The sequence below is a fragment of the Streptomyces scopuliridis RB72 genome, assembly GCF_000718095.1.
In the GTDB taxonomy this organism is placed as follows: domain Bacteria; phylum Actinomycetota; class Actinomycetes; order Streptomycetales; family Streptomycetaceae; genus Streptomyces; species Streptomyces scopuliridis.
This window is the reverse complement of the sequence record NZ_JOEI01000009.1, coordinates 198,775-222,085: the sequence shown is the minus strand read 5'-3', so window position 1 is coordinate 222,085 and position 23,311 is coordinate 198,775. Positions and strand designations below refer to the sequence as shown.

General features: G+C 69.9%; 16 protein-coding genes. 13 read left to right on the top strand and 3 right to left on the bottom strand.

Features of this window, described 5'->3' with window-relative positions; translation table 11 throughout:
• Positions 1–50 precede the first annotated feature (50 nt).
• The 6 genes from IF11_RS0113645 (at position 51) to serA (ending at position 9,819) form a co-directional block, all read left to right on the top strand.
• Positions 51–989, top strand: a complete 939-nt coding sequence (locus IF11_RS0113645) for a 2-hydroxyacid dehydrogenase (protein WP_030351820.1) — start codon at positions 51–53, stop codon at positions 987–989.
• A 341-nt stretch (positions 990–1,330) separates the two neighbouring features.
• The gene (locus IF11_RS0113640) at positions 1,331–4,168 is read left to right on the top strand and encodes a putative bifunctional diguanylate cyclase/phosphodiesterase (RefSeq protein ID WP_030351819.1); all 2,838 of its coding nucleotides are present in this window, start codon (positions 1,331–1,333) and stop codon (positions 4,166–4,168) included.
• A 236-nt stretch (positions 4,169–4,404) separates the two neighbouring features.
• Positions 4,405–6,255, top strand: coding sequence for an acetolactate synthase large subunit (locus IF11_RS0113635; RefSeq protein WP_030351818.1), 1,851 nt, complete (start codon positions 4,405–4,407; stop codon positions 6,253–6,255).
• A gap of 44 nt (positions 6,256–6,299) precedes the next feature.
• Positions 6,300–6,824: an acetolactate synthase small subunit gene (gene ilvN / locus IF11_RS0113630; protein ID WP_030351817.1), complete on the top strand. Its 525-nt coding sequence runs from the start codon at positions 6,300–6,302 to the stop codon at positions 6,822–6,824.
• 160 nt (positions 6,825–6,984) lie between these two features.
• Positions 6,985–7,986, top strand: a complete 1,002-nt coding sequence (gene ilvC, locus IF11_RS0113625) for a ketol-acid reductoisomerase (protein ID WP_030351816.1) — start codon at positions 6,985–6,987, stop codon at positions 7,984–7,986.
• 240 nt (positions 7,987–8,226) lie between these two features.
• Positions 8,227–9,819: a phosphoglycerate dehydrogenase gene (serA, locus tag IF11_RS0113620; RefSeq protein WP_030351815.1), complete on the top strand. Its 1,593-nt coding sequence runs from the start codon at positions 8,227–8,229 to the stop codon at positions 9,817–9,819.
• Between the two features lie 113 nt (positions 9,820–9,932).
• Here the strand turns inward: serA and IF11_RS0113615 are convergent, their stop codons facing one another.
• Entirely contained in the window at positions 9,933–11,147 is a 1,215-nt protein-coding gene (locus IF11_RS0113615) for a PucR family transcriptional regulator (RefSeq protein WP_030351814.1), read from the bottom strand.
• A gap of 190 nt (positions 11,148–11,337) precedes the next feature.
• On the opposite strand from IF11_RS0113615, the gene IF11_RS0113610 reads away from it, so the two are divergent.
• The 4 genes from IF11_RS0113610 to IF11_RS42705 all read left to right on the top strand — a co-directional run bounded on the left by IF11_RS0113610 (position 11,338) and on the right by IF11_RS42705 (position 15,019).
• On the top strand, positions 11,338–12,264 hold the full coding sequence (locus tag IF11_RS0113610) for a proline dehydrogenase family protein (protein WP_030351813.1): 927 nt from the start codon (positions 11,338–11,340) through the stop codon (positions 12,262–12,264).
• A 57-nt stretch (positions 12,265–12,321) separates the two neighbouring features.
• Positions 12,322–13,953 (top strand): L-glutamate gamma-semialdehyde dehydrogenase, encoded by a 1,632-nt coding sequence (gene pruA / locus IF11_RS0113605; protein ID WP_030351812.1) that lies wholly within the window; start codon positions 12,322–12,324, stop codon positions 13,951–13,953.
• A gap of 108 nt (positions 13,954–14,061) precedes the next feature.
• The gene (locus IF11_RS0113600) at positions 14,062–14,622 is read left to right on the top strand and encodes a GNAT family N-acetyltransferase (RefSeq protein WP_030351811.1); all 561 of its coding nucleotides are present in this window, start codon (positions 14,062–14,064) and stop codon (positions 14,620–14,622) included.
• A gap of 265 nt (positions 14,623–14,887) precedes the next feature.
• On the top strand, positions 14,888–15,019 hold the full coding sequence (locus IF11_RS42705) for a hypothetical protein (protein ID WP_106979167.1): 132 nt from the start codon (positions 14,888–14,890) through the stop codon (positions 15,017–15,019).
• 33 nt (positions 15,020–15,052) lie between these two features.
• Here the strand turns inward: IF11_RS42705 and IF11_RS0113590 are convergent, their stop codons facing one another.
• Complete coding sequence (locus IF11_RS0113590; protein ID WP_030351810.1) at positions 15,053–16,630, bottom strand: purple acid phosphatase family protein; 1,578 nt, start codon at positions 16,628–16,630, stop codon at positions 15,053–15,055.
• 128 nt (positions 16,631–16,758) lie between these two features.
• Here IF11_RS0113590 and IF11_RS0113585 point away from each other — a divergent pair, with 128 nt between their 5' ends.
• From IF11_RS0113585 to cimA, 3 genes are all read left to right on the top strand, one after another.
• Positions 16,759–17,808, top strand: a complete 1,050-nt coding sequence (locus IF11_RS0113585) for a 3-isopropylmalate dehydrogenase (RefSeq protein ID WP_030351809.1) — start codon at positions 16,759–16,761, stop codon at positions 17,806–17,808.
• A 225-nt stretch (positions 17,809–18,033) separates the two neighbouring features.
• The gene (locus IF11_RS0113580) at positions 18,034–19,122 is read left to right on the top strand and encodes a branched-chain amino acid aminotransferase (protein ID WP_030351808.1); all 1,089 of its coding nucleotides are present in this window, start codon (positions 18,034–18,036) and stop codon (positions 19,120–19,122) included.
• A gap of 403 nt (positions 19,123–19,525) precedes the next feature.
• Positions 19,526–21,142, top strand: coding sequence for a citramalate synthase (cimA, locus tag IF11_RS0113575; protein WP_030351807.1), 1,617 nt, complete (start codon positions 19,526–19,528; stop codon positions 21,140–21,142).
• Between the two features lie 46 nt (positions 21,143–21,188).
• Here cimA and IF11_RS0113570 read toward each other — a convergent pair whose 3' ends face one another.
• A complete protein-coding gene (locus tag IF11_RS0113570) occupies positions 21,189–23,078 on the bottom strand; it encodes a ricin-type beta-trefoil lectin domain protein (protein WP_030351806.1) in 1,890 nt (629 codons plus the stop codon).
• Positions 23,079–23,311 lie beyond the last annotated feature (233 nt).

Below are 23,311 nucleotides of genomic sequence, written 5' to 3'. Positions count from 1 at the left end.
CCCTCAAGCTAACCTCATCGCTCCGACACGCATCGCATAGCCTCCTGACCATGACTTCAGACGTATGGCTCCCCCTGCCGGCCGACGGGATCGAGGGTCTCCCGGAGGGACCGCGCTATCTGTTCTGGGACGGCGGCGAGGAGTACCCCGCCGACCCGGCCGACTGCGCCTTCTATGTCGTCCCGTACATGAAGGGACCCGAGGTCGCGGTACGGCCGCTCGCCGCCATGACCTCCGTACGCGTCATCCAGACCCTTTCGGCGGGCATAGACCATGTGACCCCCGCGCTCGGCACGCTTCCCGCCGGCGTACGCCTGTGCAACGCCAAGGGCGTCCACGAGGCCAGCACCGCCGAACTCACCCTGGCCCTGATCCTCGCCTCCCTGCGCGGCATCCCCGGCTTCGTCACCGGCCAGCAGCGGGAGGAGTGGCGCTCCGGCTTCTACCCGGCGCTCGCCGACAAATCCGTACTGATCATCGGGTACGGATCGATCGGCGAGGCCATCGAGGACCGGCTCGCGCCCTTCGAGTGCGCGCGGGTGGTGCGCGTCGCCCGCTCCGCCCGCACGACGGAGCGCGGCGCCGTCCACGCGTTCACCGAACTGCCCCAACTGCTTCCCGACGCCGACGTGGTGATCCTCTCCACCCCGCTCACCGAGGGGACGAGGGGCCTGGCCGGAGCGGAGTTCCTGGCCCGGATGAAGGACGGCGCGCTGCTGGTCAATGTCGCGCGCGGCGCCGTCGTCGACACCAAGGCCCTGCTCGCCGAGACCGAGAGCGGACGGATCAGGGCGGCCCTGGACGTCACCGATCCGGAACCGCTCCCCGCCGGCCATCCGCTCTGGCACGCGCCGGGCGTCCTCATCAGCCCCCATGTCGGCGGCTCCACTTCGGCGTTCCTGCCGCGCGCCAAGCGGCTGCTGGCCGGCCAGCTCACCCGGTTCGCCGCCGGGGAGGAGCCGCGCAACCTCGTCCTCACCACGGGCTGATCCGAGCCGCAGCACCCCGCGTCAAGATCCGGAAGAGACTCCCTGGCCACTCTCCGCAGCCGTCCGGACACCCTCGTGGCCGACAACTCCCCTGGTCGTCACGGAGAGTAGAAGAACTATGTCCCTGAGTGACGAGACTGGTGTATCGTCCCGATCTGGGGGCTGCTGCGCGCCTGGGGCGGCGCAGCGGAGCGAGTCAGAATGCGAGGGGGGCGACGGGCGATGTACGGCCAATGGACGAACGATCCGACGCGGCAGGGACGCCGGCGGCGGCCTCCGGACATCCCGATCAACAGGCCGGTTCCTTCGGCGGTGACAGCGACACCCCCCGGGGTGTTCCGGTGAGCGCCGAGGGCGTGCTCATCGGCAGGCGGGCGGTCTCCGGCAGCGGCTCGGGGCTGGTCGCGCAGCTGCTGCTCGCCCTGATCTGCGGGGGCTACGCGGCCGGCGCGGCGCTGGGCTGGGGCTCGAACGAACTGGCCCTGTTCATGGGTGACTTCGGACTGAGCCTGGCCGCCGCGATCGCCGCGGTCTCCTGCTTCTTCTACGCACGTGGCCGCGGCAGCCGCTTCCGGCCCGCCTGGCTGCTGTTCTCGTTCTCCTCCGCGATGGCCTCCGGAGGGAACGCCGTCTGGGGCTGGTACGAGGTCATCCTCAACGAACCGGTGCCCAGCCCCTCACTCGCCGATCTCTTCTTCCTCTGCTTCGCGCCACCCGCCATCGTGGGGCTGCTCGTGCTCGCCAAGCGCCCGGCCAGCAGGGCCGGCTGGCTCTGTCTGGCGCTCGACTCCTGGCTGATCGGCGGCTCACTGCTCACCCTCTCCTGGAGCCTCGCCCTCGCGCGGACGGCGCATTTCCAGGGCGAGAGCGTGACCCAGGCGGCGCTCTCCCTCGCCTATCCGCTGCTCGACATCGTGCTGGTCAGCATGGTGCTCGCGCTGCACTTCCGGCGGGCCACGGGCAGCCGCTCGGCCGTCAACACGGCGATCGCCGCACTCGCCCTGACGGTGCTGTGCGACGCCCTGTTCACCTCCCCGCTGCTGCGGGAGACCTATCGTTCGGGGCAGTTGCTGGACGCCGGCTGGTTCGCCGGCTCGCTGCTCCTCGCGTACGCGCCGTGGGGCATGCGCCGTATCCCGGAGAGCCCGCCACAGCCACGCCAGCCCCGTACGCCCAGCCGTCCGATCGCCGGCTCGCTCGCGGCGCTCACGCCGTATCTGGCCGCCGCCGTCTGCACGCTGGGCATCCTCTACAACGTGATCGAGGGCCGCCGGGTCGACCGGGTGGTGGTCCTCACCGGCTGCGCGGTCGTGCTCGCGCTGGTCGTACGGCAGGGCATCATGCTCGTCGACAACATCGCGCTCACCCATGAACTGGCCCAGAAGGAGAACCACTTCCGGTCCCTGGTGCAGGGCTCCAGCGATGTGATCATGATCGCCGCGCCCTCCGGCATACTCCGCTACGTCAGCCCCGCCGCCACGGGCGTGTACGGCCGCGAGGCAGAGGATCTCGTCGGCGCGGAACTGGCCTCGATCATCCACCCCGACGACCTCGGCCGGGTGGTCCACGAAGTACGGCGCTTCCTGGCCGCGCCTCCCTCCGAGGAGCCGACGACCCGCATCGAGTGCCGCTTCAGATCAGGGACCGGCGACTGGCTCAATGTGGAGTCCACCGTCAACCGCCACCAGGGCGGGCTGATCTTCAACAGCCGGGACGTCACCGAACGGGTCCGCCTCCAGGCGCAGCTCCAGCACAACGCCGAGCACGACCCGCTCACCGACCTGCCCAACCGCGCCCTGTTCACCGAGCGCGTGCGGCAGGCCCTCTCCGGCCGCCGTACGACCGATCCGGGCACCGCCGTGCTCTTCATCGACCTCGACGGCTTCAAGGGCGTCAACGACCGGCTGGGCCATCAGGTCGGGGACGAGCTGCTGATCCTCGCCGCCCACCGGCTCCAGGACTCCGTACGGGCCGGGGACACCGCGGCCCGGCTCGGCGGCGACGAGTTCGCGGCCATCGTCCTCGGCGACGGGAACGACGACAGGACCGCCCGGGAGCACCAGGTCCACGAGATCGCCGACCGGCTGCGCCTGAGGCTCTCGCAGCCGTACCGCATCGACGGCAACGATGTCCGGGTCGCCGCCTCCATCGGTATCGCCTTCGCGGAACCGGGCATAACCCCCACCGAGCTCATGCGCAACGCGGACCTCGCCATGTACCGCGCCAAGGCCGCGGGCAAGAACCGCGTCGAGCTGTACGCGCCCCAGATGCAGGCCGACGTCGTCCGCAGGACGGAGCTGGCGACCCGGCTGCGCACCGCACTGCACGACGGCGAGTTCGCCCTGCTCCACCAGCCGGTGGTGCATCTCACCACCGGCCAGGTCTCCGCCGTCGCCGCCCAGGCCCGCTGGCGCTCCGCCCAGGGCATCCTGTTCACGCCCGCGGAGTTCCTGCGCGGAGCCGACGACAGCGACCGCACCGCGGAGCTCGGCCGCTGGCTGCTGGAGGAAGCCGTCTCCCACGCCGCGGAACGGGCGAGAATCGGCCATCCCGTGCCCGTCGCCGTACGGCTCCCGGCCCGCAGACTGCTCGACAAGTCCATGCCGCCCGGCTCCATCGAGGCGCTGCTCACCCGCCATGGGCTGCCCTCGGGGGCCCTGGTGATCGAGCTGTCCGACAGCGATCCGCGCGCCTCCCTCGACGAGCTGGAACACCGGCTCGTCGCGCTGCGCCGACTGGGGGTACGGATCGCCCTCGACGGCTTCGGCAGTGGCTACGCCGCGATCAGCGCCCTGCGCCGGCTCCCCGTGGACGTACTGAAACTGGACCGCGGTCTGGTGGAGGGCGTCGTGGAGTCCGCGCGGCTGCACAAGATCACGGCGGGACTGCTGCGGATCGCCGGCGATCTGGGCATGCAGTCCGTGGCCGACGGGGTCGACGTCCCCGAGCAAGTGCTCGCGCTGCGCGCCATGGGGTGTACCCACGGCCAGGGAATGGCCTTCTCCGGGCCGCTGGACGAGTACCGGCTGCGCCGCGCCCTGCTGTCCGGTACGTACCCCCTGCCGGGCGGCGCGGCCCTGCCCGTACTGACCGGAAGCGCGCTGCCCGTCCGGCCCTCCCGGGCGTCCTCGGGCGACCGGATTCCGCACCCCTCGATGCCTCTCGATCCGCTCAAATAGTGAGACTCCCGTCCCACCCACTTGACAGCCATGGCGCGCCGGAGGGAGGGTCAGTGCCATGCGCACCCGAATCCTCGTACTTGGAAAGCGCGTCGGCTGAAGCAGAGCCCGAACCGCTCTGCGAACCACACCGACGCGCTCCCCTCGCCTGCCTCACGGCACGAGGGGTTTTTTGTTGCACCGGCACACCCCAAACCATCGCAAAAACCCTCAGCCTCTTCGAGAAGAGAATGCCGATGACCGAGCAGGCCACCGGGGCCCACCATCCGCAGCCGCGGGCCCGTAACGGCGGACCGTCCACCGCCTCCGTCGAGCACGTCACGGGCGCGCAGTCCCTCATCCGCTCGCTTGAGGAAGTGGGCGCCGACACGGTATTCGGCATCCCCGGCGGCGCCATCCTCCCCGCGTACGACCCGATGATGGACTCGACCCGGGTCCGCCACATCCTCGTCCGCCACGAGCAGGGCGCGGGCCACGCCGCCGAGGGCTACGCCCAGGCCACCGGCAAGGTGGGCGTCTGCATGGCCACCTCGGGCCCCGGCGCCACCAACCTGGTCACCCCGATCGCCGACGCGCACATGGACTCCGTGCCGATGGTCGCGATCACCGGCCAGGTGGCGAGCAAGGCCATCGGGACGGACGCCTTCCAGGAGGCGGACATCTGCGGCATCACCATGCCGATCACCAAGCACAACTTCCTGGTCACCAAGGCCGAGGACATCCCGCGCACGATCGCGGAGGCCTTCCACATCGCCTCCACCGGGCGCCCGGGACCGGTCCTGGTGGACATCGCCAAGGACGCGCTCCAGGCGGAGACGACCTTCAGCTGGCCGCCCACCCAGGACCTGCCCGGCTACCGCCCGGTGACCAAGCCGCACGCCAAGCAGATCCGCGAGGCCGCCAGGCTGATCACCCAGGCCAGGCGCCCGGTGCTGTACGTCGGCGGCGGCGTCCTCAAGGCCGGCGCCACCGCCGAGCTGAAGGTCCTCGCCGAGCTGACCGGCGCCCCCGTCACCACCACCCTGATGGCGCTGGGCGCGTTCCCCGACAGCCACCCGCTGCACGTGGGAATGCCGGGCATGCACGGATCGGTCACCGCCGTCACCGCGCTGCAGAAGGCCGACCTGATCGTCGCCCTCGGAGCCCGTTTCGACGACCGCGTCACCGGCAAGCTGGACAGCTTCGCGCCGTACGCCAAGATCGTCCACGCCGATATCGACCCGGCCGAGATCGGCAAGAACCGCACCGCGGACGTGCCGATCGTCGGCGACGCCCGCGAGGTCCTGGCCGATCTGGTCCAGGCCGTGCAGGCCGAGCACACCGACGGCCACGTCGGCGACTACTCCGCCTGGTGGCAGGACCTCAACCGCTGGCGCGAGACCTACCCCCTCGGCTACGACCAGCCCGCGGACGGCACCCTCTCGCCGCAGCAGGTCATCCAGCGCATCGGCCAGCTCGCCCCCGAGGACACCATCTACGCGGCGGGCGTCGGCCAGCACCAGATGTGGGCCGCGCACTTCATCGAGTACGAGAAGCCCGCCACCTGGCTGAACTCCGGCGGCGCCGGGACCATGGGATACGCCGTGCCGGCCGCCATGGGCGCCAAGGCGGGGCAGCCGGACCGCACCGTCTGGGCGATCGACGGCGACGGCTGCTTCCAGATGACCAACCAGGAACTCACCACCTGCGCGCTCAACAACATCCCGATCAAGGTCGCGATCATCAACAACGGCGCGCTGGGCATGGTCCGCCAGTGGCAGACCCTCTTCTACAACCAGCGCTACTCCAACACCGTGCTGCACTCCGGCCAGGACGCGGCCGAAGGGCCCAGCGGCGGCACCCGCGTCCCGGACTTCGTCAAGCTCTCCGAGGCCATGGGCTGCGTCGCGCTGCGCTGCGAGTCCCCGGACGAGCTGGACGCGGTGATCGCCAAGGCCAACGCCATCAACGACCGCCCCGTCGTGGTCGACTTCATCGTCCACGAGGACGCCCAGGTGTGGCCGATGGTCGCCGCCGGCACCTCCAACGACGAGGTCATGGCCGCTCTGGGCGTCCGCCCCGACTTCGGCGACAGCGCAGACGACTGAGCCGCGGAACGAGAGCCCGAGAGACCGAGAGAAGAGACCGACACATGACCAGGCACACGCTCTCCGTTCTGGTGGAGAACACCCCCGGCATCCTCGCCAGGATCGCCGCGCTGTTCTCCCGCCGCGGCTTCAACATCGACTCGCTCGCCGTCGGTGTCACCGAGCACCCCGACATCTCCCGCATCACCATCGTGGTCAATGTCGAGGAACTGCCCCTGGAGCAGGTGACGAAGCAGCTCAATAAGCTGGTGAACGTCCTGAAGATCGTCGAACTTGAGCCCGGCGCCGCGATCCAGCGCGAGCTCGTCCTGGTGAAGGTCCGCGCCGACAACGAGACCCGCTCCCAGATCGTCGAGATCGTCCAGCTGTTCCGCGCCAAGACCGTGGACGTCTCGCCCGAGGCCGTCACGATCGAGGCCACCGGATCGAGCGACAAGCTCGACGCCATGCTGAAGATGCTGGAGCAGTACGGCATCAAGGAGCTGGTGCAGTCCGGCACGATCGCCATAGGACGTGGCGCGCGGTCCATCACGGACCGCAGCCTGCGCGCACTCGACCGCAGCGCGTAGCCCTTCCCCCCGCCAGTCAGTACGCCCACCCCATCCCGTTCCGCTCGTATGGCGAGACCGGGAGACCAGCATCAGTCGTCCCGCCGTACGGTGGGACGAGAGCTGCGACATTTTCGAAGCCGCCTGCACCCCAAGCAGCGCACACCAAGGAGAAGACCCAGTGGCCGAGCTGTTCTACGACGACGACGCCGACCTGTCCATCATCCAGAACCGCAAGGTCGCGGTCATCGGTTACGGCAGCCAGGGCCACGCCCACGCGCTGTCGCTCCGTGACTCGGGTGTCGACGTCCGGGTCGGTCTGCACGAGGGCTCCAAGTCCAAGGCCAAGGCCGAGGAGCAGGGCCTGCGCGTGGTGACGCCCGCCGAGGCCGCCGCCGAGGCCGACGTCATCATGATCCTGGTGCCGGACCCGATCCAGGGCCAGGTCTACGAGGAGTCCATCAAGGACAACCTGAAGGACGGCGACGCGCTGTTCTTCGGCCACGGCCTCAACATCCGCTACGGCTTCATCAAGCCGCCGGCCAATGTCGATGTCGCGATGGTCGCCCCCAAGGGCCCCGGCCACCTGGTCCGCCGCCAGTACGAGGAGGGCCGCGGCGTGCCGTGCATCGCGGCCGTCGAGCAGGACTTCTCCGGCAGCGCCTTCGCGCTGGCGCTCTCGTACGCGAAGGGCATCGGCGGCACCCGCGCCGGCGTCATCAAGACGACCTTCACCGAGGAGACCGAGACCGACCTGTTCGGTGAGCAGGCCGTGCTCTGCGGCGGCACCGCCGCGCTGGTCAAGGCGGGCTTCGAGACGCTGACCGAGGCCGGCTACCAGCCGGAGATCGCGTACTTCGAGTGCCTCCACGAGCTGAAGCTGATCGTGGACCTGATGTACGAGGGCGGCCTGGAGAAGATGCGCTGGTCGGTCTCCGAGACCGCCGAGTGGGGCGACTACGTCAGCGGCCCGCGCGTCATCACCGACCAGACCAAGGTCGAGATGAAGAAGATCCTGGCCGAGATCCAGGACGGCACCTTCGCCAAGAACTGGATGGAGGAGTACCACGGCGGTCTGAAGAAGTACAACGAGTACAAGAAGGCCGACAGCGACAGCCTGCTCGCGACCACCGGCGCCGAGCTGCGCAAGCTCATGAGCTGGGTCGACAACGAGGACGCGTAACACCGCGCGCGGGCGGCCCCGGCCAGGGATGAGCCGGGGCCGTCCGTACGGAACGCCGACGCGGGACCGCACGTACGGGTGATCCTGCCGCCGGGGCGGAAAACGGCCCGGTGACAGCACTACACTGCTCAACACATACGCGTCAGGCCCACAGCGTCGTGCGTCTTCCACGCGGCCAGAACCCTCCACCGCATGCGGCCGTCGGGACGGCCGTCCGCAATGGGACTTGTGAGGACTCACGTGAGCTCGAAACCTGTCGTACTCATCGCTGAAGAGCTTTCGCCCGCCACCGTCGACGCGCTCGGTCCGGACTTCGAGATCCGGCACTGCAACGGCGCCGACCGCGCGGAGCTGCTGCCCGCCATCGCCGGCGTGGACGCGATCCTGGTCCGCTCCGCGACCAAGGTCGACGCGGAGGCCATCGCCGCCGCGGGCAAGCTGAGGGTGGTCGCCCGCGCGGGCGTCGGCCTCGACAACGTGGACGTGTCCGCCGCCACGAAGGCCGGCGTGATGGTCGTGAACGCGCCGACCTCGAACATCGTCACCGCCGCCGAGCTGGCCTGCGGTCTGCTGGTCGCCACCGCGCGCCATATCCCGCAGGCCAATACCGCCCTCAAGAACGGCGAGTGGAAGCGCTCCAAGTACACGGGCGTCGAGCTGAGCGAGAAGACGCTCGGCGTCGTCGGCCTCGGCCGCATCGGCGTGCTGGTCGCCCAGCGTATGTCCGCCTTCGGCATGAAGATCGTCGCGTACGACCCCTACGTGCAGCCGGCCCGCGCCGCGCAGATGGGCGTCAAGCTGCTGACGCTCGACGAGCTGCTGGAGGTGTCGGACTTCATCACCGTGCACCTGCCGAAGACCCCCGAGACGCTGGGTCTGATCGGCGACGAGGCGCTGCACAAGGTCAAGCCGACGGTGCGGATCGTCAACGCCGCGCGCGGCGGGATCGTGGACGAGGAGGCGCTCGCCTCCGCGCTCAAGGAGGGCCGGGTCGCCGGCGCCGGTCTGGACGTGTACTCCAAGGAGCCCTGCACGGACTCCCCGCTGTTCCAGTTCGACCAGGTCGTCTGCACCCCGCACCTCGGCGCGTCCACCGACGAGGCGCAGGAGAAGGCGGGCATCGCGGTCGCCAGGTCCGTACGGCTCGCGCTCGCGGGCGAGCTGGTGCCGGACGCGGTCAACGTCCAGGGCGGGGTCATCGCCGAGGACGTACGTCCGGGCCTGCCACTCGCCGAGAAGCTCGGCCGGATCTTCACCGCCCTCGCGGGCGAGGTCGCGGTCCGGCTCGATGTCGAGGTGTACGGCGAGATCACCCAGCACGATGTGAAGGTGCTCGAACTCTCCGCGCTCAAGGGCGTGTTCGAGGATGTCGTCGCCGAGACCGTGTCGTATGTCAACGCCCCGCTGTTCGCGCAGGAGCGTGGCGTCGAGGTCCGGCTGACCACCTCCAGCGAGTCCCCGAACCACCGCAATGTGGTGACCGTCCGCGGCACGCTCTCCGGTGGCGAGGAGGTCTCGGTCTCCGGCACGCTGGCCGGGCCCAAGCACCTCCAGAAGATCGTCGGGATCGGTGAGTACGACGTGGAGCTGGCGCTGGCCGAGCACATGATCGTGCTGCGCTACGAGGACCGCCCCGGTGTGGTCGGCACGGTCGGCCGGATCCTCGGCGAGGCCGGGCTCAATATCGCGGGGATGCAGGTCTCGCGGGCGGAGGAGGGCGGCGAGGCGCTGGTCGTGCTCACCGTCGACGACAACGTACCGCCGGCCGTGCTGGCGGAGATCTCGGCGGAGATCGGCGCGGCCTCGGCGCGTTCGGTGGACCTGACCGACTAGTGCCGCGACCGGCAAGCTTTGCCCCGTCACGCCGCCCATCACGCACGCTCGGGGCAAACATTGCCGGTCGCGGCACTAGGTCCCGTTCGGCGGACCTGAAGGCGGCCCGGTTGTCAGAGCCGGGTCGCCTTCAGGGCCATATGGAGAAGCAGCCGGTCCTCGCCGTCGTCCAGCTCCAGACCCGTCAGCTGCTCGATCCGGGAGAGCCGGTAGTAGAGCGTCTGACGGTGGACGCCGAGAGCCGAGGCCGTCCGTCCCGCCTGGCCCGCATGGTCGAGGAACACCTCGGCGGTGTGGGCCAGTTCGGCGTGTACGGGGTCCAGCAGCGGCCGGATCACGGGGTCGGGCTCGGTGGGGAGCGCGGTCAGCAGACGGTACGGGCCGATCGACGTCCACCGCGCCACCGGGCCGAAGCGGGGCTGGGCGACCGAGGCGCGGGCCGCCGACACCGCCTCGTGCCAGGCCGCGGTCAGCTCGGCCAGACCGCGGCGCGGCGCGGAGGAGCCGGCGGCGGCCCCCGGGACCGCGTCCTCGCGCAGCCGGGCCACGGCCGTGAGGACGGGCGCGAGCGCGTCCGGCGAGCGGAGCCGTACGAGCAGCGCCAGCGTGTCCGTCTCGCCCGAGCCGTTCACCGAGCCCGTCATCGCGCCTGCCGATGAGCCGTTAAGACGCCCGGCCGCCTGGCCGGCCGCCGGGCCCGCCCCGTACGGCAGTACGCACAGCGCCGCCGTCCCCGGCACCGCCCGTACCCGTGGTTCCTCACCGCGCCAGGGCGCCACGCAGAGCACCACATGCGATCCGTCCGCGCTCGGCCCCAGCGCCGCGCGCAGCGCCGCCAGCGCCATGTCCCGCTGCCAGCCCGGCTCCGCCGTCAGTACGGCGCGCAGCTCGCGGGCCAGATCCGCGCCCGCCCGCACCTCGTCGGCGAGCAGATCGCCGATCCGCGAGGTCACCTCCATGGCCGCCGCGAGCCGGGAGGCGCTCGGTCCCGGGTCGGAGTCGTCGAGCAGCCAGACGTAGCCGAGCACCGTGCCCCGGTGCCGTACGGGCAGACAGATCCGGCCACGGAAGACGCCCGCGTCCGGGGCGGCGGGGATCCGGACCGGTTCCGTCGCGCGGGTGATGCCGAAGCCCTCGAACCAGGCGCGGACCGCCGGGGTGGACTTCCTGGTCAGGATCGAGCGCGTCCTGACCGGGTCCATGGCCGTGTCGTCCTCGCTGTCGTGCGCGCCGAAGGCGATCAGCCCGAAGTCCCGGTTCTCCAGCGTCGCGGGGACACCGAGCAGCGCCGAGATCTCGTCGACCAGCTCCTGATAATCGTCCTTCACTCGGACATTCTCCCACTGCTTTCAGACAGATGTCTGAGATCCGGACCACGGATGCGTGACAGCTGTCGATGGCAGAGGATCGGGCCGATCCTTAGGTTTCACAGTGGTTCGCCTTGCCGTACTGAACTGATCGCTTCTGTTTCGCGGATGTTCGGTCGCGGCTCTCTCGATCTCACCGTGGAGGTGCCCCGTGCTGGGTCCCGTGATCCTTGCCGCGTCGCGGAGCGACAGAATGCGCCGTGTCGTCTCGGCCGCCCCGGTCACCAAGCCCGTGGTGAACCGTTTCATCGCCGGTGAGTCGGTCGAGGAGACGGTCCCGGTGATCGAGAGCATGGCCGGCCGTGGTCTGGAGGTCACCCTCGACGTCCTCGGCGAGGACATCACCGACCCGACCGAGGCGCTGGCCGCCCGTGACGCGTATCTGCGGCTGATCGAGGCCCTCGCCCCGCTGGAGCTGGGCGTCCGCGCCGAGATGTCGGTCAAGCTCTCCTCCTTCGGGCAGGCGCTGCCCGGCGGACACGATCTCGCGCTGAAGAACGTCACCGCCGTTGTCGAGGCCGCCGCCGAGATCGGCACCACGGTCACCCTCGACATGGAGGACCACACCACCATCGACTCGACACTCGCCATCCACGGCGAGCTGCGCGAGCGCTTCCCGCAGACCGGGGCCGTCGTCCAGTCGTACCTCTTCCGCACCGAGGAGGACTGCCGGGCGCTCGCCGAGGCCGGCTCGCGCGTGCGGCTCGTCAAGGGCGCCTACAAGGAGCCCGCCTCCGTCGCGTACCAGGACAAGAGGGAGGTCGACCGGGCGTATGTCCGCTGCCTCAGGATCCTGATGAACGGCGGCGGCTACCCGATGGTCGGCTCCCACGACCCACGCCTCATCGCGATCACCCAGAACCTCGCCCTCCGCGCCGGACGTAAGCTCGATGAGTACGAGTTCCAGATGCTGTACGGCATCCGGGAGGCCGAGCAGGACCGGCTGGCCGCCGAGGGACACCGGATGCGTGTCTACATCGCGTACGGCACCGACTGGTACGGATATTTCATGCGCCGCCTCGCCGAGCGCCCCGCGAACCTCGCGTTCTTCCTGCGTTCGCTGGTCAGCCGCGGCTGAGCCGCCGGCACCGAAACCGACCGTCCCTGACCTACTGATGAAGGAGATTCGGCACCCATGGACGCTGTGACCCAGGTTCCCGCGCCGGTCAACGAGCCGGTGCACGGCTACGCCCCGGGTTCCCCGGAGCTGGCCCGTCTTGAGGTCAAGCTCAAGGAGCTGGCCGAGAACCCCGTCGATCTGCCGATGACGATCGGTGGCGAGAAGCGGATGGGCGGGGGCGAGCGCGTCGAGGTCGTACAGCCGCACAACCACCGGGCCGTGCTCGGTACGTTCGCCGGCGCCACCCAGCAGGACGCGCGCGACGCGATCGACGCCGCCCTGGCCGCCGCCCCCGGCTGGCGCGCGATGTCCTTCGACGACCGCGCCGCGATCATCCTGCGCGCCGCCGAACTGCTCGCGGGACCGTGGCGCGAGACGCTGGCCGCCGCGACCATGCTCGGCCAGTCGAAGACCGCCCAGCAGGCCGAGATCGACACCCCCTGCGAGCTGGTCGACTTCTGGCGCTTCAACGTCAAGTACGCCCGTGATTTGCTCGCCGAGCAGCCGCCGGCCAACTCGCCCGGCGTCTGGAACCGGCTGGACCACCGGCCGCTCGAAGGCTTCGTCTACGCGATCACGCCGTTCAACTTCACGGCGATCGCGGGCAACCTGCCGACCGCGCCCGCGCTCATGGGCAATGTCGTGGTCTGGAAGCCGTCGCCGACGCAGACCCTCGCGGCCGTGCTGCTGATGGAGCTGCTGGAGGAGGCCGGCCTGCCCAAGGGCGTCATCAACCTGGTGACGGGCGACGGCATCGCCGTCTCCGAGGTGGCCCTGAACCACCGCGAGCTGGCGGGCATCCACTTCACCGGTTCGACCCGGACCTTCCAGCACCTGTGGAAGACCGTCGGCACCAACATCGAGAAGTACCGCTCCTACCCGCGGATCGTCGGCGAGACCGGCGGCAAGGACTTCGTCGTCGCCCACCCGAGCGCCGACCGCGCGGTCCTCAGGACAGCGCTGACCCGGGGCTCCTTCGAGTACCAGGGCCAGAAGTGCTCCGCCTCCTCGCGCGCCTATGTCCCGGCGTCGATCTGGAACGACGGGTTCAAGGAGGAGTTCGCGGCCGAGGTCGACGGGATCGCCATGGGCGATGTCACCGATCTGTCGAACTTCATCGGCGCCGTCATCGACGAGCGCGCCTTCGCCAAGAACAAGGCCGCCATCGACCGCGCCGCCGCCGACCCGACGTGCACGATCGTCGCGGGCGGTACATACGACGACTCCGTCGGTTACTTCGTCCGGCCGACCGTCATCGTCTGCACCGACCCGGAGAACGAGGTCTTCACGACCGAGTACTTCGGCCCGATCCTCGCGGTGCATGTCTACGACGACGCCGACTACGAGACGGTGCTCGCCCAGATGGAGTCCGTGTCGGCGTACGCCCTGACCGGCTCGATCATCGCCGGTGACCGCGCCGCCGCGGCCGACGCGATGGAGAAGCTGCGCTACGCGGCGGGCAACTTCTACATCAACGACAAGTCGACCGGCGCCGTCGTCGGCCAGCAGCCCTTCGGCGGCGGCCGCGCGTCCGGCACCAACGACAAGGCGGGCGCCCCGCAGAACCTGATGCGCTGGACGCTGACCCGCGCCATCAAGGAGACGCTCGTCCCGCCGACGGACTACCGCTACCCGCACATGGGCTGACGGTCCGTCAACTCCACCAGACTCCGCCCCCGTACCGGCCGCCCCCCTTCGCCGGCCCGGGGGCGGCTCCATGCCCGGGGGCACCGGCCTCCTGGCAGAGTGGCGCCCATGACGGAGATCCTGCGCACCGCCCACACCTTCGAGCTCTCCCCGGCCGAACTCGCCGAGATCCGGGCCCTGTTGGACGCCGCCTTCGAGGGCGACTTCGCCGACGAGGACTGGGACCACGGGCTCGGCGGTGTGCACGCCCTCGTACAGGACACGGACGGCGCGATTCTCGCCCACGGCAGTGTGGTCCAGCGCCGGGTGCTGCACGACGGCCGCTCCTACCGCATCGGCTATGTCGAGGCCGTGGGCGTACGGCCCGACCGGCGCAGGCGGGGGCTGGGCGGCCGGGTGATGGCGGCGCTGGAGCGGGTGATCGACGGCGCGTACGCCGCCGGGGCGCTGTCCGCCTCGGCCGACGGGGCGCTGCTCTACCGGGCGCGCGGCTGGCAGCCCTGGCCGCACCGGATCGAGACGCTGGGGCCTGCGGGAGTGGTACGGCTGCCGGACGAGGAGGGCTCCACGTATCTGCGTCCGGCGGCGGGGCGGCCCCTGCCGGGATCCGCGTCCCCCGGCGGCGACGCCCCGCTGATCTTCGACTGGCGCGACGGCGATGTCCTGTGACCCACGGCGCGTTTCCGCAGGTCGGAGTGATCACCGTCTCAGATAGTAGGAAGTCCGAGTAATCGTGGAGACAGAGCGGTGATCCTCGCTTAGCTTGGAATGAGCCGAACGTCTCGCTCCATCGAGCGAATGGCGGTCGTTGGCACGCGCCCCCACGCAGGCAACCCCTGTCGCGTATGCCCCCGCCCCTTCCGGCCGTGCCCCTCCCGGCAGTGCGCCACGCCGCCACGCCGCGTGGCTCAGCTATCTCAAGGAGTCGATCACCATGGCCGAGACGACTGTCCGCCGCCGTGTCCGTCACACCCCCCGCACCAGCGAATCCGACCGCAAGAACGCCGCCGCCGCCCTGCAGCGCGCTCTCGACCGCAGGGACAACGGCGGCTCGACCGGTCACTGAACCGCGCCGGCCGCTGACCGGCCGGCGCGGGCGTCAGCGCGTGATGGTGAAGTGGTCCACGCGCTCGCCGCTCTCGGCGAGCGCGGAGACCTTGAGCGCCGGGCGGTGCCCCGTCGTCACCTCGACGGCGAGGAAGGAGAACCCGGTGTAGCGCACGCGCGACCACTCCACGGTCTCGGTGGCCTTGGCGCCGCCCTGCTCCCAGTGGTACGAGGGCACGCTCTCGACCTCGGCGACATGGCCCTCGTAACTGTCCGGCACCGGGAAGTTGTACAGCGCCTTGCCCGCACCGCCCGCCGTGACGTACACGATGCCGTCGCGCACCGAACTGACCGACTCGCCGACCGGCACCCGGCGCGTGACACCGCCGGCGCGCAGCGCGTCGGTCCGCTCGTACACATGGTTGTGGCCGTTGACGACCAGATCGACGCGGTGCTTGTCGAAGAGCGGCACCCACGCGTCGCGCACCCCGCCGTCCGAGGCGTGCGCGTTCGTGGTGGAGAAGGCGCAGTGGTGGAAGAACACCACGATGAAGTCGATGTCCTTGTGCGCGCGCAGCTCGCCGAGCCGCCGGTCCAGCCAGCGGGTCTGGGCGCCGTCGGTGTAACCGGTGTTGGCGCGGATCTCGTGGGAGACATCGTTCGCGTCGAGGGCGACGACGCCGACATTGCCGTACGTGAACGAGTAGACGCCCGGCGACTTCACGGGATCGAGTCCGCCGCCCGGCAGGGACCAGCGCGCGTTCTGGCCGCCGTAGCCGTCGGGGGAGTACCACGCCTCCATGTCGTGGTTGCCGGTGGTCACCATCCACGGCACCCGCGAGGCCACCGACTCGGTCTGCGCCAGGAACTGGTCCCAGACCCGCGCGTCATAGGTGTCCGCGGGCAGCCCCTGGCCGCTGCTGTCGGCGTAGCAGATGTCCCCCGCGTGCAGATGGAAGACCGGGTTCTGGCCCAGGATCACCTGGTCGTTGGCGAGGGCGTCGTACGAGACGCCCTGGTCGCCGAAGGCGGTGAAGACGAACGACTCGGCGCGCGCGGGAGCGGTACGGAAGGTGCCGACCGTGCCCAGATTGCGCGCGTCCGCCGGGTCGAAGCCGTCGTGTCCCACGCCGTAGTAGTACGTGGTCCCGGGGCGCAGGCGCTCCAGCGAGACATGCAGGTAGTACTGGTCGACCGCGGGCAGCTTGGCCGACAGCGACGGGGTGTGCAGCGACCGCACCTCCGCCTTGATCCGCTGGCTCAGGTCCCAGGGCTTCAGACCGACCCGGACGTAGGGGTTCTTCACCGCGAACGGCACCTGCCAGGAGACCGACATCATGGTCTTCGGGTCGGCGCCGAAGGCCAGATGCCGGCCGAACGGGGCCACCAGCGAGCCGTCGACCCGGACGGCGGCCGACGAGGGCAGGAAGGCGGGGGCGGTGGCCGTGGTGGCCCCCGCGGTGGCGGAGCTGGAGCCGAGCAGACCGGCGCCCGCCACCGTCCCGGCGGCGAGCGTGCCCGCGCGCAGGAGGCCGCGTCGGCCGATCTTTTCGCGCAGATACGCGTGCTGCTCCGGCATGGTCATACGGGAGGCGAGATGGTCGGGAATCCCGACGCGGGGAGTTTCCATGTGCCGACCGTGGCACCGGTGGGTGTCACATGCATGTATCGCGGGCGTCCAATCGACGACTGATTCGCAATGTGTCCACAGAATGGACACGCGATGTCATGCACTGGGACGGAGGATAGGGTGCCTCCATGTCTCGCAGCCTCAATCTCGCAGTGATCCCCGGTGACGGCATCGGCCAGGAGGTCGTGGCCCAGGGCCTGAAGGTCCTGAGCGCCGTCCTTCCCCAGGATGTGAAGCTGGAGACCAAGGAGTACGACCTCGGCGCGAGCCGCTGGCACCGCACCGGGGAGACCCTCCCGGACGCGGAGCTGGAAGCCCTCAAGGGGCATGACGCGATCCTGCTCGGCGCGATCGGCGACCCGACCGTACCGTCCGGCGTCCTGGAGCGCGGGCTGCTGCTCAAGCTGCGCTTCGCCTTCGACCACTATGTGAACCTGCGGCCGTCGAAGCTCTTCCCCAGCACGGCCACGCCGCTGGCGGGCCGCCCGGACATCGACTTCGTCGTCGTCCGCGAGGGCACCGAGGGTCCGTACACCGGCAACGGAGGTTCGCTGCGTACGGGCACGCCCGCCGAGGTGGCCACCGAAGTGAGCCTCAATACGGCGTACGGCGTGGAGCGGGTCGTCCGTGACGCGTACGAGCGCGCCAACTCCCGTCCGCGCAAGAAGCTGACGCTGGTCCACAAGAACAACGTCCTCGTCTACGCCGGCCACATGTGGAAGAACATCTTCGACCGCGTGGGCCAGGAGTACCCCGACGTCGCCACCGACTATCTGCATGTCGACGCCGCGACGATCTTCTTCGTCACCCAGCCCGACCGCTTCGACGTGATCGTCACCGACAACCTCTTCGGTGACATCCTCACCGACCTGGCCGCCGCCGTGACCGGCGGAATCGGCCTGGCCGCGTCCGCGAACATCAATCCGGACCGTACGTTCCCGTCCATGTTCGAGCCGGTCCACGGGTCGGCGCCGGACATCGCGGGCCAGGGGAAGGCCGACCCCACGGCCACGATCCTCTCCGTCGCCCTGCTGCTGCGACACCTCGGCTTCGACGCCGAGGCCGTCCGGGTGGAAGAGGCCGTCGCGGCCGATCTCGCCGGGCGTGACGGTACGGCGGCCACCGCGCGCACGACCGACCAGATCGGTGACGCGCTCGCCGTACGAGTAGCGAGCTGACCCGTCGACTCCTCACAGCCGCCGGGTCTTCGAGCCCGGCGGCTGTTCTTTTGCGGCCACCGGGTGCCACCATCATCCAAGGGCCGCTTTCACCCCGTTTCATGCGCCCGTCCCACCCGCGCGATAATCGGCGTGGGCCGCGGTATGCGGGAATGCTCGGACGTCCTAGTAGCAGTAGCGGCGTGAACGCGGTCCGTCACATCAACCGGTGAAGGACGAGTATTCATGACCACGCCCACGATCGAACTCAAGCCCTCCTCGAACCCGCTGTCCGACGCGGAGCGCGAGGCGATCCTGGCCAACCCGGGGTTCGGCCGCCACTTCACCGACAACATGGTGACGATCCGGTGGACGGAGGGACGCGGCTGGCACGACGCTCAGCTCGTGCCGTACGGGCCCCTCTCACTCGACCCGGCGAACATGACCCTGCACTACGCGCAGGAGATCTTCGAGGGGCTCAAGGCCTACCGCCGCCCGGACGGCTCGGTCGCCACCTTCCGTCCCGAGTCCAACGCCGAGCGCTTCCGGTCCTCGGCCCGCCGGCTCGCCATGCCGGAGCTGCCCGTCGAGACCTTCATCGCCGCGTGCGACGCGCTGGTCCAGCAGGACAAGGCATGGGTGCCCGCGCACGGCGGGGAGGCGTCCCTCTATCTGCGGCCGTTCATGATCGCGGCCGAGGTCGGTCTCGGGGTGCGGCCGGCGAACGAGTATCTGTTCCTGGTCATCGCCTCGCCCGCGGGCGCGTACTTCCCCGGCGGGGTGAAGCCGGTCTCGGTCTGGCTCTCGGAGAACTACGTCCGCGCGGTGCCGGGCGGCATCGGCTTCGCCAAGACCGGCGGCAACTACGCGGCGTCCCTGCTCGCCCAGGCCGAGGCGGCCGAGAAGGGCTGCGACCAGGTCGTCTACCTGGACGCGCTGGAGCACCGCTGGGTCGAGGAACTGGGCGGGATGAACCTGTACTTCGTGTACGGCGACCGCATCGTCACCCCCGAGCTGACCGGCTCCCTGCTGGCGGGCGTCACCCGTGACTCGCTGCTGAGCCTGGCGGCCGACCTCGGCTACCGCTCGGAGGAGGGCCGGATCTCCAAGGAGGACTGGCGCCGCGACACCGAGAACGGCACGCTCACCGAGGTCTTCGCCTGCGGTACGGCCGCGGTGATCACCCCGGTCGGTGTGGTCAAGTCGACAAGCGGCGAGTGGACCCAGTCGGGTGGTGAGCCGGGTGAGGTCACGCTGAAGCTGCGCGAGGCCCTGCTGGACATCCAGACGGGCCGGACGGCCGACACCCACGGCTGGATGCACGAGCTGGGCTGACGGCGCCTGACCTGAGGACGACCGCGGAGGCCCGCGCCCGGGCGTGGGCCTCCGCCGGGCCTCCGGCGGGCCCCTTTTCGTACGTTCCATGGCGCGCTTTCGTCACGCACCGCACATGCGTCCCGACCGCATCGTGAGACGGGCCTTCCCCGGAACGCCAGACATGCGAAAATCGCCGTGTGCTCTCGTTCGCCATGATTATCGGCAGCAAGCGCGCCGGTCCGCAGTGACCGCCTCGTACCACCACGTACGGCGCGGCCACCGTGCCCCAGACCCGCGCGCAGACCTCTCGCACCCGCGAGGGGTTTTTTCGTTTTCCGGCCCCACCCTCGCCGGAGACGAGGCGCGAGCGATGATGGGGGCAAGTGGAGCCAGTCCTTCCACTCGACAGGAGCTACACACCATGACCACTGAGTCCACAGGGCCCACGGCGAAAGACGACAGCTTTCATGTCTTCGACACCACGCTGCGCGATGGCGCCCAGCGCGAAGGCATCAATCTGACCGTCGCCGACAAGCTGGCCATCGCCCGGTACCTGGACGACTTCGGCGTGGGCTTCATCGAGGGCGGCTGGCCCGGCGCCAACCCGCGCGACACCGAGTTCTTCGCCCGCGCCCAGCAAGAGATCGACTTCAAGAACGCCCAGCTCGTCGCCTTCGGCTCCACCCGCAGGCCGGGGGCCAAGGCGGCGGAGGACCCCCAGGTCAGGGCGCTGGTCGAGTCCGGCGCGCCGGTGGTCACGCTGGTCGCCAAGTCGCATGACCGCCATGTCGAGCTGGCGCTGCGCACCACCCTCGACGAGAACGTCGAGATGGTCCGCGACACCGTCTCCTACCTGCGCGAACAGGGCCGTCGCGTGTTCGTGGACTGCGAGCACTTCTTCGACGGCTACCGCGCGAACCCCGAGTACGCCAAGTCCGTCGTACGGGCCGCCACCGAAGCGGGCGCCGATGTCGTCATCCTCTGCGACACCAATGGCGGCATGCTGCCCGCGCAGATCCAGGCCGTCGTCACCACCGTGCTCGCCGACACCGGCGCCCGGCTCGGCATCCACGCCCAGGACGACACCGGCTGCGCCGTCGCCAACACCCTCGCCGCCGTCGACGCCGGCGCCACCCATGTCCAGTGCACGGCCAACGGCTACGGCGAGCGCGTCGGCAACGCCAACCTCTTCCCGGTCGTCGCCGCGCTGGAGCTGAAGTACGACAAGCGCGTCCTGCCCGAGGGCGCGCTCGCCGAGATGACCCGGATCTCGCACGCCATCGCCGAGATCGTCAATCTCGCGCCCTCCACCCACCAGCCGTACGTCGGTGTCTCCGCCTTCGCGCACAAGGGCGGACTCCACGCCTCCGCGATCAAGGTCGATCCCGATCTGTACCAGCACATCGACCCCCAGCAGGTCGGCAACACCATGCGGATGCTCGTCTCCGACATGGCCGGCCGCGCCTCCATCGAACTCAAGGGCCGGGAGCTGGGCATCGACCTCAGCGGCGACCGCGATCTGGTCGGCCGCGTCGTCGGCCGGGTCAAGGAGCGCGAGCTCAAGGGGTACACGTACGAGGCGGCCGACGCGTCCTTCGAGCTGATGCTGCGCGAAGAGGTCGAGGGCCGGCCCCGCAGCTACTTCCGTACGGAGTCCTGGCGCGCGATCGTCGAGGACCGGCCCGACGGTACGCACGCCAACGAGGCCACCGTGAAGCTGTGGGCCAAGGGCGAGCGGATCGTCGCCACCGCCGAGGGAAACGGCCCGGTCAACGCCCTGGACCGGGCCATGCGGGTCGGTCTGGAGCGGATCTATCCGCAGCTCGCCAAGCTGGAGCTGGTGGACTACAAGGTCCGCATCCTGGAAGGCAGGCACGGTACGGAGTCCACCACCCGCGTGCTGATCACCACCGGGGACGGGGTCGGCGACTGGTCCACGGTCGGGGTCGCCGAGAATGTGATCGCGGCCTCCTGGCAGGCGCTGGAGGACGCGTACACCTATGGACTGCTGCGGGCCGGGGTCGAACCGGCGGAGTAGTCACCCCCTCCGCGCGGTCCGCCCCGGCCGCTCGGGCTCCCTGGACTCAGCTCTGGAGCCGCCACTTCTGGTTGGCGGCTCCGGTGCAGGTCCAGATCTGGGCGCGGGCGCCGTTGACCGGGGAATTGTTCGTCACATCAAGGCACTTGTCCGCCGGGGTGTTGACGATGTCACCGGTCCCGGCGTTGTACGTCCACTGCTGGGCACCGCTCCCGTTGCAGTCGTACAACTGCACCTGGGCGCCGTTCGCCGTCGACGCCGACGTCACGTCCAGGCACTTGCCGAGGGACCTGATCGTCGAGTCCGTGCCGACCGTCCAGCGCTGGGCCGTCGAGCCGTTGCAGTCGTAGAGCTGGACGGCCGTCCCGTTGGCGCTCGCGCCGCCCGCCACGTCCAGGCACTTGCCGCCGAGCCCGGTGAAGGTGCCCGAGGTGCCGGTGCCGCCACCGCCGGACTGGGTGCCCGACCAGGTGAAGGTCGCCGAGGTCTTGCCGGGCAGGGAGTAACTGAAGTTCTGCCCGCCCCAGTTGACCCGCAGCTCACGGGCGGCCGACGCGTCGTTGTACGCGATCAGCGCCTTGGAGCCGTCCGGGTTGCGCCAGGCCACATTGGACACCGCGGTGCCGGCGGTGGAGGCGATGCGCTCCGCGCCCGGCTTCACGAACTTCGTGAGATGACCCATCGTGTAGTACTCGATGGTGTAGTCGACCTGGCCGTGCCTGCCGTCCCCGTTGTGGACCGTGATCAGCCCGTCGCAGGTGCCGCAGCCGCCGTTGTGCGGGCCGCGGTTCTGGTCCACCGCCAGCGACCACTTCGTCACCGACTTCGCCCAGTTGCGGGTGTAGTCGATGATGTTCGCCATGTCCTCGCGCTGCTGGTTGGCGATCCAGGTGCCGCCCGAGTGCTCGGTCTGGAAAGCGTTCAGCTGCGGGTACTGATTGTGGACGTCCGTCTGCTTCTGGACATTGCCGCCGTAGCCGTGCCAGGCGACGCCGCCGAAGTTGGGGTGGTTACGGACGGCCGCGTCGTTCACGGTCTCGGCCGCGTACGCGTCGTACGTGTCCCAGTTCCAGTCGTGTGCCAGCACCTTGGAGGACAGCCCCGCGCCCTGGAGCTTGGGCAGCAGTTCGTTCTTGGTGAAGTACGCGAGACCCGAGCCGTTCCAGCTCATCGACGGGTATCCGGCGCAGCAGGTCGGCTCGTTCTGCACCGAGACATAGTCGACCGGGACGCCCTGGTCGCGATAGGCCTGGAGATACTTCACGAAGTAGTCGGCGTATGTGCCGTAGTCCTCCGCCTTCAGCCAGCCGCCGTTGAGCTGGCCGTTGTCCTTCATCCAGGCCGGCGCCGTCCACGGCGAGGCCATGGTCGTCAGCGCCGGGTTGAGCTGCTTGGCCTGCTTGGTCAGCGGCAGCACATCGGCCAGATCGTGCGCGATGGAGAACCGCGCGAGGCCGGGATCGGTCTGGCCCGCCGGAATGTCGTCGTACGTGTAGCCGAAGCGGGCGAGGTCGGAACCGCCCATGGGGTTGCGGATGAAGGAGAGCCCGATGCCCTCGGTGGGGGAGAAGAGCTTCTTCATCGTGTCGTCACGGGTCGCCTGGGAGAGCGCCCCGCTGCCCTTCATCAGCCAGGCCGCGGTGTCCGTGAAGGAGGCGCCGCCGCCGGTGAAGGTCTGATAGCGCGTGCCTTCGTCGACGCTGACGTTCGTACCGCTGCCGCCGTTGCCCGGCTGGAAGGTGACGGGGGTCTGCTGCTGGAGACCGCGGGTGACATGGCGTCCTCCGCTGTCGTCGGTGGTCGTCAGCCAGATGTTGACCTGCTCGCCTGCGGCCTGCGCCGTACCGGCGGAGAGGCCGGTGAGTCCGGCGGTGGCCAGGGCGCCCGCGAGGAGCACCCTCGTCAGTCGCCGCCCGGTGCCAGTCGATCTCGACATAAGTCTGCTGCCCTTCATCGGCAGTGCTGTGGGGGGTGAAGCCGTGCGGCGTGAGTGAACTGCCGTTACGAACTCCCGTCAAGAGGTCGCGTATTCAGAAACTGAACGCACAACACCCCCGCGTCGCCCCTGACCTGGGGCCGGCCAGGTACGTAACAGAGGTGCGGACCAATCTCGGCGTGAAGTGTTGACGGCGGTCCGGCGCGCCGGTTAACTCACCGCCGAGCACCGGT